This is a genomic window from Oceanobacillus kapialis, from assembly GCF_044790185.1.
Lineage (GTDB): Bacteria > Bacillota > Bacilli > Bacillales > Amphibacillaceae > Oceanobacillus_B > Oceanobacillus_B kapialis.
In genome coordinates, this window is the sequence record NZ_CP085256.1 from 351,023 (window position 1) to 365,377 (window position 14,355).

Here is a 14,355-nt window from a genome sequence, read left to right on the forward strand (position 1 = left end):
AGAGAATTATTTCTCTTCTCTTCCTCTGCCAACAATGCCATAAAACAATATGTTCATAATATCCTCTGTCAAAGGTAAGATCTTTGTGTATACATCTTTTTTTTGCATGTATTCGTTCATCATTTGGATATAGAAGAAAATTGCTTCGTTTGATATAGCGGGGTCTACATAGCCTTGCGCTTTTCCTTGATCAAATAAGTTCATCATCTTAGGGATTGCCTCTTCTTTAACCAGTTTATCCATATAGCTATCTCTCGCAGTATAGACTTTCATAAAATACTGATAAAAATTCTCATGTATTTGCTCAGCATTTGTTTTTTTATTAAAAATTAATTCTTTAATCTTGTCCGGAAACGGGAGGTCACTGCTTAATACGTTATCTGCTTTTTGCCAAACGGTATCCACATAGTAATGTATAACTTCCTCAACCAATCGCTCTTTATTCTTATAGTAGTTGTATATTGTAACCTGTGAGACGTTCGCTTGTTTTGCGATTTCACTGATGCTTACCTTTTGCACACCAAGTTGCAAAAATAAGCCTAGGGCTGCCTCCAGTATATTTTGCTTTTTCTGTTCACGGCGGCGTTCAAATCCGTCCATCTGCCTCACCTCTTCTTAAGTGTATAAAAAATTATGTAATAAAACAACGCATATAGTTCATAAGTTATTGCAAAGCAAGTATCTTTTGTATAATATGAACTATATAAGTATAAATATTTCATAATTTAGCTGGAAGCGGGGAGGCTTAGAAGTATGACTGTTCTAGAAGCGAAGCAGGTATCAAAGTATTTTGGGAAGTTCACTGCTTTAAATAGCATTGATATGGAAGTTAATAAAGGGGAAGTCTATGGTTTTATTGGGCCTAATGGGGCCGGTAAATCTACTACGATCCGTATTTTGCTTGGTATCTTAAAAGCTTCTAAAGGTTCCGTGAAGATATTTGGTAAAGATGCTTGGAAGGATGCAGTATCGATTCATGAGCAGCTTGCATACGTACCTGGTGATGTTAATCTTTGGCCTAATCTAACGGGGGGAGAGGTTATTGACCTGTTTATGAAGCTCCGAGGCAGGGTCGATAAAGGCCGTAGAGAGGAATTAATCAAACGGTTTGAACTGGATCCTACTAAAAAATGTAGAACCTATTCCAAAGGTAATAGACAAAAGGTGGCGCTTGTAGCGGCTTTTGCGTCTGATGCAGACTTATATATTCTTGACGAACCCACTTCCGGATTGGATCCATTAATGGAACGTGTTTTTCAAGAATGTGTATTAGAAGCTAAAAAGGCTGATAAAAGTGTCTTGCTCTCTAGCCATATTCTCTCTGAAGTAGAAAAGTTGTGTGACAGAGTCGGGATTATCCGCCAAGGCGAAATGATTGAAAGTGGCACCCTGACAGAATTACGCCATTTAACGAGAACAAATCTGCTTGTGCAAACAAAGCAGTCCATAAGTGGGCTGGAACAAGTAGTTGGCGTACATGATGTGGAAAAGAGGGATAATGCATTTGCTTTTCAGGTCGATACAGAAAAGCTTGATGAGGTCATTCGGCATGTTAGCTCCTACGGTATTGTGAAACTGGAAAGTGCACCACCAAACTTGGAGGATCTGTTTATGCGCCATTATGAAGGGGATGGAAAAGGTGCAAAGGGTGACCAATCATGAGGGAGTATACAAAAGGGATGGGGACGCTTCTCCGCCTATTAATTAAGAGAGATCGTGTACGAATACCAGTGTTTATGGTGTCCCTCATCTTAATTACTTGCAGTACAGCGGGAGCCTTTGAAAACTTGTATCCTACTAGTGATAGCAGACAAATGATGGCGCAATCGATGGTGAATCCCGCCATGACGGCCATGCTAGGAAAGGGATACGGGTTGGATAACTATACAATAGGGGCAATTATGGCACATCAAATGCTGCTATTTACTGTTCTTGCTATGGCCATTATGAATATTCTTCTCGTCGCCAGACATACAAGAGCAGATGAGGAGGATGGGAAGATAGAGCTCATTCGTTCCTTGCCAGCTGGGCGACTTGCCAATCTGTGTGCAACTATGTTGCTTGCTGCATTCACCAATATAGCCATTGCTTTATTGACTGGGGGAGGATTATATCTACTTGGCATAGATAGTCTTACCTTAGAAGGCTCATTCCTTTATGGTACAGCACTTGGAGTAGGAGGTTTTTTCTTTGCTACTGTTACGGCTGTATTTGCACAGCTTTCCGAAAATGCCCGCGGGACAGTAGGACTTTCCTTTGCAGTTTTAGGTGTCTCCTACTTACTCCGGGCAATAGGAGATGTCAGTAATGAGACGCTTTCTTGGATGTCTCCACTTGGCTGGATTCTGGGTTCAGAGGTTTTCGTAACGAATCTATGGTGGCCAATCGGAATAACTGGTATCGTAGCCGTTCTACTTTTAGCAATAGCCAGTGTCTTATATAGCAAACGTGACCTTGGGGCAGGTCTGCTCCCAACAAAGCCCGGTAAACGAAACGCCCATGTTTCTTTACTAAGTCCATTTGGGCTAAGTTTTCGTTTGCAACGCACAGGGTTCATTGCTTGGGCGGTAGGAATGTTTGTTTTAGGAGTTTCTTATGGATCTGTGTTAGGAGATTTGGATTCCTTTTTTGTGGAAAATGAGATGTTTCAACAATTGCTTCAACCAGAAAATGGCCGCTCTTTAACAGACCAGTTCTTAACCATGATGGTTTCCATCCTTGCGATGATTGGTACAATCCCGGCCCTTATGTCTGTGAATAAACTAGTTGCGGAAGAGAAAAAAGGTCGCTTAGAACTTCTGTTAAGTAAGAAGGTATCCCGTAATAGGTTACTAGGCAGTGCTTTTCTATTATCTGTTATTGTCAGTTTTGTAATGCTATCGTTAACAGCTATTGGCCTGTGGGTTGCTGGTAATGCTTCAATGGATAATGGAATGGATTTTTGGAATACTTATCGAGCGATTATTGTTTACTTGCCGGCGGTATGGCTCATTATAGGGGTTGGTGTTTTAGTAGTGGGCATGCTGCCAAGAGCAAGCTTTGCAGGCTGGATATACCTTATATATTCCTTTTTCGTTGTCTATTTAGGCGATCTTCTAGAATTCCCCACGTGGCTCAGCGGTATATCCCCTTATGGCCATATTCCGGAGTTATTAGTAGAGGATATGCATTTTCTACCTGTTTTAATTCTCTTTATCTTAGCTATAGGTTGTTCGGTTGTTGGGTTCATAGGCTATAACAAGCGTGATATTCAGGCATAACCTGTATGTTTCAGGAAATTTTTGGAGTTATACTAGCTATCAGACTTATCCCTGCACTATAATGGAAATGATGATGATAGATCAAGACAGGGAGATGTTTATGAGCAAGGAAAAAAGTAATATAAAAGATTTTTATGCCTTAATTAAATCAACGAATATACCTAAATTAGCGTTAACCTTTGGATTAATTGGTGGGGTACTTACCACACTTGTCGGCTTGACCATTCCGATTTTAACAAGAGAGCTTGTGGATGGATTTTCTCTTGCTTCGTTAAGCTGGACCTTAATTATATCGATTGGCATTGTCTTTATTTTGCAGGCCATTATTGACGGTGTCTCCACCTATTTACTTGCAATGGTCGGACAACGGATTGTCGCTAGACTGCGGGAAAGAATGTGGCGTAAGCTAATTCGCATGCCGGTAAGTTATTTTGACAAGACAAAGAGCGGAGAAGCCGTCAGTCGGGTAGTGAACGATACAGGAGTTGTAAAAGAGTTAATTTCCGACCATTTTCCGCAATTTATTACAGGTATCATTTCTATTATTGGAGCAGTTACCATTCTCCTCATCATGGATTGGAAAATGACGCTTATTATGCTGTTATCTGTACCTATAACGATAGCACTTATGGTTCCATTAGGCAGCAGAATGGCCAAGATTTCAAGAGGGTTACAGGATGAAACAGCCACTTTTACTGGAGATATCCAACAAACAATCAGTGAAATACGATTGATGAAATCTTCTACAGCTGAAGGTTTTGAAGAGAAAAAAGGAGTAGCAGGGATTAACAATCTTTTTTCGTTCGGGCTTAGGGAATCGAAAATCATCGCTTTAGTCGGACCGCTCATGTACCTCATCATTATGGCAGTAGTCGTAGTGATTATTGGTTACGGTGGTATTCGTGTAGCAGATGGCTCCATGTCAACCGGATCATTAGTTGCTTTCTTGCTTTATCTGTTTCAAATTGTGATGCCTATTACGTCTTTTGCAATGTTCTTCACCCAGCTGCAAAAGGCCAAAGGAGCAACAGAGCGCATTCAACATATCCTGAATCTCCCTGAAGAAAGCGGGCAGGAGGGGGTTCAAGCACAGGTTGCAAACAAGCCGTTATCCCTGGACAACGTTTCCTTTGCTTATAACGAAAAGGAACCTGTCCTAGACTCGATCAGCTTTGTAGCAAATCCTGGTGAAATGATTGCCTTTGCTGGTCCAAGTGGTGGTGGGAAAACAACTTTGTTTGGCCTGTTAGAACGCTTCTATGAACCTGTGGAGGGAGAGATCAGGATTGGAGAAACACCGATTCAGGAATTATCCCTGCATACATGGCGTAGTCAAATAGGTTATGTCTCACAAGAAAGTGCTATGATGGCAGGTACTATTCGGGAAAACTTGACTTATGGGCTGGAAAACCCTGGTGAAATCCCTGACGAAAAACTATGGGCTGTGGCAAAAATGTCCTATGCGGATCAATTTATTAAAGACTTTGCTGAAGGACTGGACACGAAGGTTGGAGAACGTGGGGTAAAGCTTTCTGGTGGACAAAAACAACGAATTAGCATCGCCCGTGCCTTTTTACGTGATCCTAAAATATTGATGATGGATGAGGCTACAGCCAGTCTTGATAGTCAGTCGGAAAGCATTGTACAACAAGCATTAACCAGATTAATGGAGGGGCGAACAACCTTTGTGATCGCTCACCGTCTATCGACCATTGTAGATGCCGATAAGATCATATTTATTGAAAAGGGCAGGATCACAGGAAGTGGAACACATCAGGAACTCGTCTCTACCCATGAGTTGTATCGTGAGTTTGCTGAACAGCAGTTATCATAATACGTAATAAAGCAAGCGCCGGAAGAATAGATGGACACTAAATTCTTCCGGCGCTTTTTAGTATTTTGTTAATCAGTTGGATTTAACTTTACGATAGTTCGTCCACGTACACGGCCTTCAAGGATTTCTTGCAGGGTTTGTTCTATTTCATCGAGCGATATTTCATTTACTACTTCTTCATTTAGGTTAGTAGGCTTCAAGTCAGTTGCAAGGCGCTCCCATACTTTTTTCCGAAGCTCCATTGGACACTGTACAGAGTCAATGCCAAGCCAGTTTACCCCTCTTCCGATGAATGGAAGTACGGTCGTTTTCACTTCAATTCCGCCCACCAATCCTGAGGTTGCAACAGATCCATGTTGCTTTAACGTGCTAAGGATATATTGCAATGTCGAACCACCCACAGGGTCTACTGCAGCTGCCCAACGTTTTTTTCGTGTTGGGGTGCCGTCCTGATCGGTAACGTCTTCTCGGGAGATAATTTCTTTTGCCCCAAGCTTTTCCAGGTAGTCTTTCTCGCTGGAAGAACCTGTACTTGCGGCAACATCATACCCTTTCTTAGCGAGCATATCTACAGCAAGACTACCAACTCCACCCGTAGCCCCTGCTACTAATACAGGACCTTCAGATGAAGCGAGTCCATTATCCTCTAAACGCTGTACAGAAAGGCCCGCTGTTAGTCCAGCGGTTCCAAGAATCATTGCTTCTCTTAAGGTTAGGCCTTTTGGTAAAGGAACAACCCATTCTTTTGGTACACGTGCCACTTCACTAAAGCCACCAGCATGGCCGGTGCCTAGCTCATAGCTCGTCACAATTACTTTATCTCCGGGCTTGTATGTTTCGTCTTTTGATGCAAGTACGGTTCCAGCAAGGTCAATACCTGGAATATGGGGATAGGATTTTACTAATTGATGCTTAATGCCTACCATTGCATCCTTGTAGTTTAAACTTGAGTAGGCTACCTGGATCGTAACATCCCCGTCTGGCAAGTCTTCAAGACTCTGCTTATTAACTGATAGTGTTGGATCGCTGCCGTTTTCTTTCGCTAACACTAGTGCTTTAAAATGGTCCATTGTTAATCCTCCCTTTCCGTTCTAGTTTACGATACCATCAAAAGTTTTCTATTCCCAGTAAGAGAATTTTTAAACATATAGACTGTGCCAGGTTGCATGGTACAATTATTTAAACTGCGGATATTGTCGAATTTTCATGAAAATTTGAAGCGATATATTGCATTTTGCATATATACCTAGTAGTATGAACTATACTAATATATTGCATATAAATAATTGGATTGCAACGTAGAGACCACACAGGGGGAATATATATGAAGGACAAGCTATCATTTACATCTTATGCAGTTGTCGGATTTATGCTTTTTGCACTCTTTTTTGGAGCAGGTAATTTAATCTTTCCGGCACAGTTAGGCCAGAATGCCGGTACAAATTTTTGGCCTGCCATACTAGGTTTTTTACTCACTGGGGTTGGGTTGCCATTACTCGGTATTTTGGCGATGAGTTACTCTGGCAGTAAAAACTTGCAGGAATTAGCAAGTCGGGTACATCCGGTTTATGGCATTGCTTTTACGGTCATGCTCTATTTAACAATTGGACCGTTTTTTGCTTCCCCAAGAACCGCAACGGTTGCATATGACGTAGGGTTTTCTTCCTTTGTAAGTGAAGGGGCGCAGCAGACAGGTTTATTTGTTTTTACTGTATTATTCTTTTCAGCGACATTGTTTTTCTCACTAAAGCCAAGAAAGCTTATCGACTATATTGGGAAAATGCTGGCACCAGGAATTGTAATTCTGTTAATGATCCTGCTGGGCATGGTTATCGCAAAACCAATGGGGGAGATACAGCCACCTTTAGGCGGTTTTCAAGGGAATGCTTTTATTCAAGGATTTCTTGAAGGGTACAATACAATGGATGCTCTTGCTTCATTAGTTTTTGGAATTATCGTTATCAGGACAATTCGTTCTTTAGGTGTCACTTCAACTAAGGGAGTTCTTGTAGCAACCGCCCGTTCAGGATTAGTCGCTATTACGCTTCTTGCAGTCTTGTATATTGGTATTGCCTATCTAGGTGCTGTAAGTACACAGGAACTTGGCATCTTTTCTACTGGTGGTCCAGTGTTAAGTGGAGGAGCAGCTTATTACTTCGGCCAAACGGGCACAATTCTTTTAGCTATTATACTTACGCTTGCCTGTTTAACGACGAGTATTGGTTTAACTACAGCGTGTGCCGAATATTTTCAAACACTCTTTCCTAAAGTTGGCTATAAAGCTTTTGCGGTCTTCTTTACGGTCATTACCTTTATTATCGCAAACTTTGGGCTTGCCAATATTATTACGTATTCTGTGCCGGTGTTAATGCTGCTTTATCCACTAGCGATTGTGTTAATGCTCTTAGCCTTTTTATCAGGACTGTTTCAGCATCGACATGCTGTTTACATCGTTACCATGGCAGTAACGCTTCTGGTCAGCGTGACAGATGGCTTGAAATCCTTATGTAATTCATTGGGTATAGCTTATTTTGACTGGCTTACACCAATTCTTTCATTTTATGAGAAGGTTCTTCCGCTTTATAATCAAGGGCTTGGCTGGCTGCTGCCTGCCTTGGTAATTATCCTTTTAGCAAGTGTAGGTTTACGATTATTTCATATTACAGCAAAGACTTCCGCGTAAAAAACTTATTAATAGGTTGAGGGATTACTGATTAAAAAGGCCGCTTCCACTAGGGAATCGGCCTTTTTTAATATAGAATGCCTTGCAGCGCTGTTGTTCTATTTGTCACGTATTGCTCGGAACTCTTCAATTGCTCGGAGCCAGTTTTCTTTCATAATGGGAGCAATTGCGTCTGTTTTACCTTCTCTCATAAGTTGGATGATGGTGTTATGTTCTGCAACAGACTTCTCCGTTAAAATGATGGAGTTATGGAAAAACTGCCTTCTAACATGTGCCTGTAACGAGGAGATAATGGAATGAATATAGGAATTATTTGCTGTATCGACAATTATTTTGTGAAATTCCTCGTCTATTTTAAGGGAAGCATAGTAGTTTTCAGAATAAATGGCATTGGCAAATCGCTCGTTTATCTGCTCGAGTTTCTCTAACGTCTCTTCTGTAATATGGGAGATTGCTAATTCTGCTGACAAAGCTTGTAAAGCTGCAAGTGGTGGTAGCAATTCTAGAATAGCATCTTTTTCGACTTCTGTTACTTGTGTGGCCTTTCCCGGGTACATCTTCACAAAACCGCGCATTTCTAACATTTGTAAGGATTCTCTAATCGGTGTTCTGCTTACACCAAGCGCTTTTGCCAGATCTGTATCATTTAATTTTTCACCAGGCTGTAGCGTACCATCAATAATCCATTGCTGAATTTGTGTAAAGGCATTCTCTTTAGCAGTTTGCCGAACAGGTGTCGCGTGATTTGCAGGAATTGGCATGTTTTATTCACCCTCCTTTTTAGATGTTGTATACTGTTAGTATACATGAAATGAAACCTAAACGAAATATCCAATATATTGCCTTGTTAAGAAAGTACGGAGGTGGAGAATTGCTAGAGTATGAACGTAAAGCATATGAAGATTTGATGGAATGGAAATGGGAACTGTTTTCCAAGAAAAGTGTCTTTCAAAAGCTTTCTAAGAAGGCCCAGACACGAATAAATAGCATAATACCGGAGAAGGCGCATCACGTGATAACAGAGGGGATTCAACAGATGGTCAAGATGACGTTGTTCGGATCAGACCTTACAACAAAGAAACCGGAGCTTGCTCAGGCAAGTCTTCAGGAAAAGGATGAGCTTGTTAAAGAAAAACTTACGACCTATAGGAGAACAGCAACGGTCGAAGGGGCAGGGACAGGTGCAGGTGGAATCTTTCTAGGACTAGCTGACTTTCCACTATTACTGTCCATAAAGATTAAATACTTGTTTGAGGTTGCGGCCATTTACGGTTTCGATACAAAAAAGTATGAGGAGAGACTGTTTATTCTGCACGTTTTCCAGCTGGCATTTTCTCATGATAGGCTAAAGCGAGAGACATTCCACACGATTGAAAATTGGGGTGAGAAAAAACATGAAATAACCGAGATGGACTGGAGGACTTTCCAGCAGGAATATCGAGACTACATTGATCTTGTGAAATTACTTCAGCTTGTCCCTGGCTTCGGGGCGATTGTAGGGGCTTATGCAAATTACAATTTATTGGAGCATCTCGGTAAAACGGCGTTGCACGCCTACCATCTTAGATTGTTTAAAGATATCCCACTAGACTATGTAAAGGAATAGTAATTAGAAAGAAAGAGCCGAGCCCATCGAATTTGTTATTCGAGTAGGCTTGGCTCTTTGTTCGCGTCAGGGTATACATATTTTTAGTAAGGGTCTGCGTCATGCCCTTTCTCAACTGCTTGCTCTGGTGCCTTTTCACTATCCTTGTTTCCTAAAGGATTCATGCTTGATCCGTCTTTTTTGGCAGTAGCAAGTCCTTCACGAAGGCGACGGCCATATTCTTCATCCGCCTCTTCTGCAAGAGCGACCATTTTGTCCTGGATACGTTGATCACATTGTGATAAATCGCCAACCAGATTTCCGATCAGTTCATCCTTCTCCCAATCTTTAAATTGGCGGTAAGTCTCTCCAGCTTGTTTTGTGTTATCATTCCGGTCGATGGACTGTCTAACCAGATTCCCTTCTACTTTAGGCGTGTATTCTTTTCCAGTTTGCTCTGCTTCCTGTAGTCCGCCAAGTACTGAAGGTTCATAGTTCACATGTGGATTTTGTCCAGGAGCCTTGTCATCATGGTGTCTGAGTTGACCGCCTTCCTGATTTGTTGCCACACGCTTCTTGGCCGCATTAACAGGTACTTGAAGGTAATTTGCTCCTACACGATAACGTTGGGTATCAGAATAGGAGAATGTGCGGCCTTGAAGCATTTTATCATCAGAGAAGTCAAGCCCGTCCACTAAAACACCAGTTCCAAAAGCGGCTTGCTCTACTTCTGTAAAGTAGTTTTCCGGGTTTTTATTTAGAACCATTTTCCCAACTGGCAGCCAAGGAAATTTATCCTCAGGCCAAAGCTTCGTGTCATCAAGCGGGTCGAAATCTAGTTCAGGATGGTCGTCATCGCTCATAATTTGTACAAAAAGCTCCCATTCTGGATAATCGCCCTTTTCTATCGCATCATACAAATCCTGTGTAGCATGATTAAAATTCGTTGCTTGAATTTCAGCTGCTTCCTTCATGGTAAGATTTTTAATTCCTTGCTTTGGTTCCCAATGGTACTTCACGAGCACAGCTTCACCTTCCTGGTTCACCCATTTATAGGTGTTTACGCCAGATCCTTGCATCATACGGTAGTTCGCTGGTATCCCCCATGGCGAGTAAACAAACGTCACCATATGAAAGGATTCAGGAGAGTTGGAGCAAAAATCGAAAAAGCGCTCACTATCTTGAATATTTGTGACAGGGTCAGGTCTGAAAGCATGGATCATATCAGGGAACTTCATGGCATCCCGGATGAAGAATATCTTGAGGTTGTTTCCTACAAGATCCCAGTTCCCATCCTCAGTGTAAAATTTTACGGCAAACCCTCTTGGGTCCCGGACGGTCTCAGGTGAGTGGTTCCCATGTACAACTGTGGAAAAGCGGACAAAGACGGGTGTTTGCTTGCCTTTATCTTGAAAGACTTTCGCACGTGTGTATTTGGATACGGGCTCATCACCGGCTGTTCCATATGTTTCAAAATAGCCGTGTGCCCCCGCTCCTCGAGCATGCACAATTCGCTCAGGTACTTTTTCTCTGTCAAAGTGACTGATTTTCTCAATGAAGTCATAGTTTTCTAACGTAGCTGGACCGCGGTTTCCTACTGTTCGTATGTTTTGATTATTCGTGACGGGGTGACCTTGTCTGGTGGTCAATGTGTCTTCGTTTTCTATGTTCGTTTGCCCACTACGCGACTCTTTTTCACTCACAATATCAACCATCCTTTTTAAGAATTTTGTTCGCGGATAGTTTTCCCTATTATGAGTAAAAAATGTCACTTTTTCTGTAAATTTTTCACAAATCAAAAGTGTGTCCTGTAAAACTTCTTGAATATTTCAGGAAGACTCCCGCCAAATGAAGTTTTACCCTATAAAAACGACTACTTTTACGACTAATTTCCCGGACAGGCTATATACATAGTAATAGAAAAACTATTGGAGGTAGCTACAAAATGTTCTGGGAGTTTATTCAAGAATACGAAAAACAACTGAATACAGTATGGTCTGCCATCATTCTAGCGGCATTTTTACTATTAAGGGTCCGGTTGACGTCCTTCGTTTTTCGTATATTGTTAAAGATTAGTAGAAATGCTTGGAATGGTTTCTTTACACAGCTGCGTGTATCATTTGAAAGGCCTCTTCAATTGCTGATAGCTGTCATTGGAATATATGTAGCGGTATATGTATGTCCTTATTTAAATGAGACTAATGCTTTATTTAATCATGTGGTACGATCTTCGGTTATTTTTTCTGTAGGATGGGGGTTGTATAATCTTTCTTCTTCCTCTTCAGTGCTATTTTCCAAGATTAATAAGAAATATAACATTAAGATAGACAACATCCTAATACCGTTCTTTTCCAGAGCGCTACGTCTTATCATTGTAGCCATTAGTATTAGTGTGATTGCCCAGGAGTTTAACTATGATATCAATGGCTTTGTAGCGGGTCTTGGAATAGGTGGTCTAGCATTTGCGCTTGCGGCCAAAGACGCATTGGCAAATTTGTTTGGTGGAATTATTATCATTACAGAGAAGCCATTTACCATTGGAGACTGGATTAAAACATCAAGTGTAGAAGGTACCATTGAGGATATTAGCTTTCGTAGCACAAAAGTGCGAACCTTTGCCCAAGCGCTGGTTACCGTCCCTAATGCCACATTATCGAATGAAGCTATTACGAATTGGAGCAAGATGGGGAAACGGCAAATCACCTTCAAATTAACCCTGATGTACGGGGCAAAACGAGAACAACTGGAGGGTGTCGTAAAGGATATTCAAATCCTCTTAAAACATCATGACGCTATCCATAAGGAAACGATTCTCGTAAACGTAGATGCATATAGTGACAATGGTCTGGAAATCTTTTTGTATTTCTTCACCAACACCACAGACTGGGAAGAATACTTGAAGGTGAAGCAAGAGATTAACCTTTCCATCATGGCCATCATTGAAAGGGAAAAGCTTGAAATTGCCATCCCATCAAGAAAGTTATATGTGGAGCCAGATCTTTTAAAAGAAAAGCAAGCAGATACTTTAATAAAACAGGAAAGCTAACGAGAGCTTTCCTGTTTTTCTGTGGAAAAATAAGGTTGCTGCAGGGGTCTTATTTTAGTTGGCCGCTTCGGCTTTTGTTAACGCAATCGTAGTCTGTTGAAACGGAGTATTGACATAGCTGTTTAGAAGCCCGTTTTTTTCTATATGGAATTTGGGAATTTGTTTAAAAGCGTATGTGATCGTAAAAGCTTTCGCAAAAGGAAATTCCTTTAAAGCGATCTTTTGCTTATCTACCCAGGTAACTGCCATTTTTTCTTGAGAGAAGTGGGGGAGCGTACTGGGTAGGGGAATGCCCTTTGTGAAAAATGGGTGCGTATTTTTCCCGGGTTCATTTAAGCATAGGAACAAGGATAAATTATCGCAAAATTGAAGGAGTGCATAGTGGTAATCAAACTGTTCTTCATGAAAAGAGGGGAGGGATGAAAGGATCGATTCCTGCCTTTTTTGTTCTTGTTGCACAAAGTGTTTAGCTGACTCGGATTCCTCTTGTTGAAGAAATCGTACATAATGTTCACTACATAATAGAGCTGCGTATGCATCTGTTTTCTGTACTTCATCAATTCCATACGTATAGAGTAGTATTTTTGTTGGGGCAGGGAAATCGATAAAGCTGTATGGCATTCCTTTAGTATCATTCCAAAAAGGCTCTTTATCTGCTGGTATCCATCCTGCATCATGTTGCTCGATAGCATAGATGACGGATTGTGGTAGCGATGAGGCGGGCAATAAATCTTTTCTCCATTGTTTGGCAAGTTCTCCCGAAACAAGGGCATGGTTATGCTGTTCAATGAAAATAAATTCATCCTGGCGCTCTCGAATGATCACAACAAGCATCCTCTCTTTGTTAATAGATATTTGTAGTTATTATAACATGTAAGGTCCCATTCGCTACACAACCTTGGGTGGGGGGAGAGAGGAAAAATCCCAGTAAATGTTACCTTCATATGCCCGCTATTCACGTTAAAACAATTATGTCCTTTTAAGAAGACCTGTATAAAGGGGTGTGATATACTTAATGAGTTACAATTAGTAAGTAACTAATGAGGAGTGATTGTAGTGGAAGAGAAGTTTTTTAAAGGGCTGACAGTTTATGTTGAGGAGCTTTCCATCAACGTGACGGACCTTCATAAATCAATAGATTTTTACCAATCTATCATAGGCTTTCAGGTCTTGGAACAAACTGAACGAACGGCGAAACTTTCAGCGAATGGTAAAACGGCGATTTTAACACTCGAAGTACCAGAAGATGTAGTAAAAAAAGAACAACGAACAACAGGGCTTTATCACGTTGCGGTCCTCTTACCAAATCGGCAAGCTCTTTCTTCTTTTCTGGAACATGTTCTTCGTCGTGGCGTGCATCTAGGAGCGGCGGATCATGCTGTAAGTGAAGCATTGTATTTATCAGATCCTGATGGAAATGGAATTGAAGTATATTGTGACAGAGCATCTACTAACTGGCAATGGAGCGGTGATCAGGTGCAAATGGGGACAGATCCACTCAATGGGGATGGCTTATTAGCAGAAATACATGAGGTGTGGAATGGATTGCCGACAGAAACAATCATAGGCCATATTCATCTCCATGTTGATCGATTAGAAACAGCAGAGGCGTTTTACTCAAAGGGGCTAAATTTTTCTGTTGTAGCTCGTTATCCTGGTGCGTTATTCACTTCCACAGGTGGCTACCACCATCATATTGGGTTAAACATTTGGAATGGAGAAGGCGCACCGTCTCCAAAAACAAATAGCGTAGGCTTAAATTGGTTCTCTCTCAAATTTCCTGATGAAGATGCACGAGAAAAGGCAATAGAACGGCTAAAAGCATTAGGGATAGAGGTGGCAACATATTCTCGGTACATGGATGTTAAAGATCCTGCTGGAAATACAATCCGCCTCACGATATAGTAAGAATAGGTAGACGCCACTTCTTCATAATGGAGCAAATAG

At 41.3% G+C, this 14,355-nt stretch carries 12 protein-coding genes; 7 read left to right on the forward strand and 5 right to left on the reverse strand.

Going from position 1 to position 14,355, the window contains the following annotated elements; genetic code table 11:
- Positions 1-6: 6 nt before the first annotated feature.
- Positions 7-600, reverse strand: coding sequence for a TetR/AcrR family transcriptional regulator (locus LG273_RS01905; protein ID WP_379561390.1), 594 nt, complete (start codon positions 598-600; stop codon positions 7-9).
- 153 nt (positions 601-753) lie between these two features.
- On the opposite strand from LG273_RS01905, the gene LG273_RS01910 reads away from it, so the two are divergent.
- The 3 genes from LG273_RS01910 (at position 754) to LG273_RS01920 (ending at position 5,094) form a co-directional block, all read left to right on the forward strand.
- Positions 754-1,662 carry an ATP-binding cassette domain-containing protein gene (locus LG273_RS01910; RefSeq protein WP_379561391.1) on the forward strand — a complete coding sequence of 303 codons (909 nt, stop codon included), beginning with the start codon at positions 754-756 and terminating at the stop codon, positions 1,660-1,662.
- Complete coding sequence (locus LG273_RS01915; protein WP_379561392.1) at positions 1,659-3,260, forward strand: ABC transporter permease; 1,602 nt, start codon at positions 1,659-1,661, stop codon at positions 3,258-3,260. Before LG273_RS01910 ends, LG273_RS01915 begins: the two co-directional genes overlap by 4 nt.
- 100 nt (positions 3,261-3,360) lie before the next feature.
- Positions 3,361-5,094 carry an ABC transporter ATP-binding protein gene (locus LG273_RS01920; RefSeq protein ID WP_404457286.1) on the forward strand — a complete coding sequence of 578 codons (1,734 nt, stop codon included), beginning with the start codon at positions 3,361-3,363 and terminating at the stop codon, positions 5,092-5,094.
- Between the two features lie 68 nt (positions 5,095-5,162).
- Here the strand turns inward: LG273_RS01920 and LG273_RS01925 are convergent, their stop codons facing one another.
- On the reverse strand, positions 5,163-6,164 hold the full coding sequence (locus LG273_RS01925) for an acryloyl-CoA reductase (RefSeq protein ID WP_379563966.1): 1,002 nt from the start codon (positions 6,162-6,164) through the stop codon (positions 5,163-5,165).
- Between the two features lie 254 nt (positions 6,165-6,418).
- On the opposite strand from LG273_RS01925, the gene brnQ reads away from it, so the two are divergent.
- A complete protein-coding gene (gene brnQ / locus LG273_RS01930; RefSeq protein ID WP_379563964.1) occupies positions 6,419-7,777 on the forward strand; it encodes a branched-chain amino acid transport system II carrier protein in 1,359 nt (452 codons plus the stop codon).
- A 98-nt stretch (positions 7,778-7,875) separates the two neighbouring features.
- Here brnQ and LG273_RS01935 read toward each other — a convergent pair whose 3' ends face one another.
- Entirely contained in the window at positions 7,876-8,538 is a 663-nt protein-coding gene (locus tag LG273_RS01935; RefSeq protein WP_379563962.1) for a GntR family transcriptional regulator, read from the reverse strand.
- A gap of 110 nt (positions 8,539-8,648) precedes the next feature.
- On the opposite strand from LG273_RS01935, the gene LG273_RS01940 reads away from it, so the two are divergent.
- Positions 8,649-9,383, forward strand: a complete 735-nt coding sequence (locus LG273_RS01940) for an EcsC family protein (RefSeq protein ID WP_379563960.1) — start codon at positions 8,649-8,651, stop codon at positions 9,381-9,383.
- 83 nt (positions 9,384-9,466) lie between these two features.
- Here LG273_RS01940 and LG273_RS01945 read toward each other — a convergent pair whose 3' ends face one another.
- Positions 9,467-11,065, reverse strand: coding sequence for a catalase (locus LG273_RS01945; protein WP_379563958.1), 1,599 nt, complete (start codon positions 11,063-11,065; stop codon positions 9,467-9,469).
- A gap of 242 nt (positions 11,066-11,307) precedes the next feature.
- Here LG273_RS01945 and LG273_RS01950 point away from each other — a divergent pair, with 242 nt between their 5' ends.
- Entirely contained in the window at positions 11,308-12,408 is a 1,101-nt protein-coding gene (locus LG273_RS01950; protein WP_404457289.1) for a mechanosensitive ion channel family protein, read from the forward strand.
- Between the two features lie 54 nt (positions 12,409-12,462).
- On the opposite strand, the gene LG273_RS01955 is transcribed toward LG273_RS01950, so the two are convergent.
- Positions 12,463-13,233 carry a DUF3891 family protein gene (locus tag LG273_RS01955; RefSeq protein ID WP_379563954.1) on the reverse strand — a complete coding sequence of 257 codons (771 nt, stop codon included), beginning with the start codon at positions 13,231-13,233 and terminating at the stop codon, positions 12,463-12,465.
- A gap of 231 nt (positions 13,234-13,464) precedes the next feature.
- Between LG273_RS01955 and LG273_RS01960 the strand changes: the two genes are divergently transcribed.
- Positions 13,465-14,313: a VOC family protein gene (locus tag LG273_RS01960; RefSeq protein ID WP_404457292.1), complete on the forward strand. Its 849-nt coding sequence runs from the start codon at positions 13,465-13,467 to the stop codon at positions 14,311-14,313.
- Positions 14,314-14,355: the final 42 nt, after the last annotated feature.

Bases quoted from the DNA above. Each gene is read 5' to 3' on its own strand.
- LG273_RS01905 (WP_379561390.1), bottom strand. From the start codon at position 600: ATGGACGGATTTGAACGCCGCCGTGAACAGAAAAAGCAAAATATACTG.
- LG273_RS01910 (WP_379561391.1), top strand. From the start codon at position 754: ATGACTGTTCTAGAAGCGAAGCAGGTATCAAAGTATTTTGGGAAGTTC.
- LG273_RS01915 (WP_379561392.1), top strand. From the start codon at position 1,659: ATGAGGGAGTATACAAAAGGGATGGGGACGCTTCTCCGCCTATTAATT.
- LG273_RS01920 (WP_404457286.1), top strand. From the start codon at position 3,361: ATGAGCAAGGAAAAAAGTAATATAAAAGATTTTTATGCCTTAATTAAA.
- LG273_RS01925 (WP_379563966.1), bottom strand. From the start codon at position 6,164: ATGGACCATTTTAAAGCACTAGTGTTAGCGAAAGAAAACGGCAGCGAT.
- brnQ (WP_379563964.1), top strand. From the start codon at position 6,419: ATGAAGGACAAGCTATCATTTACATCTTATGCAGTTGTCGGATTTATG.
- LG273_RS01935 (WP_379563962.1), bottom strand. From the start codon at position 8,538: ATGCCAATTCCTGCAAATCACGCGACACCTGTTCGGCAAACTGCTAAA.
- LG273_RS01950 (WP_404457289.1), top strand. From the start codon at position 11,308: ATGTTCTGGGAGTTTATTCAAGAATACGAAAAACAACTGAATACAGTA.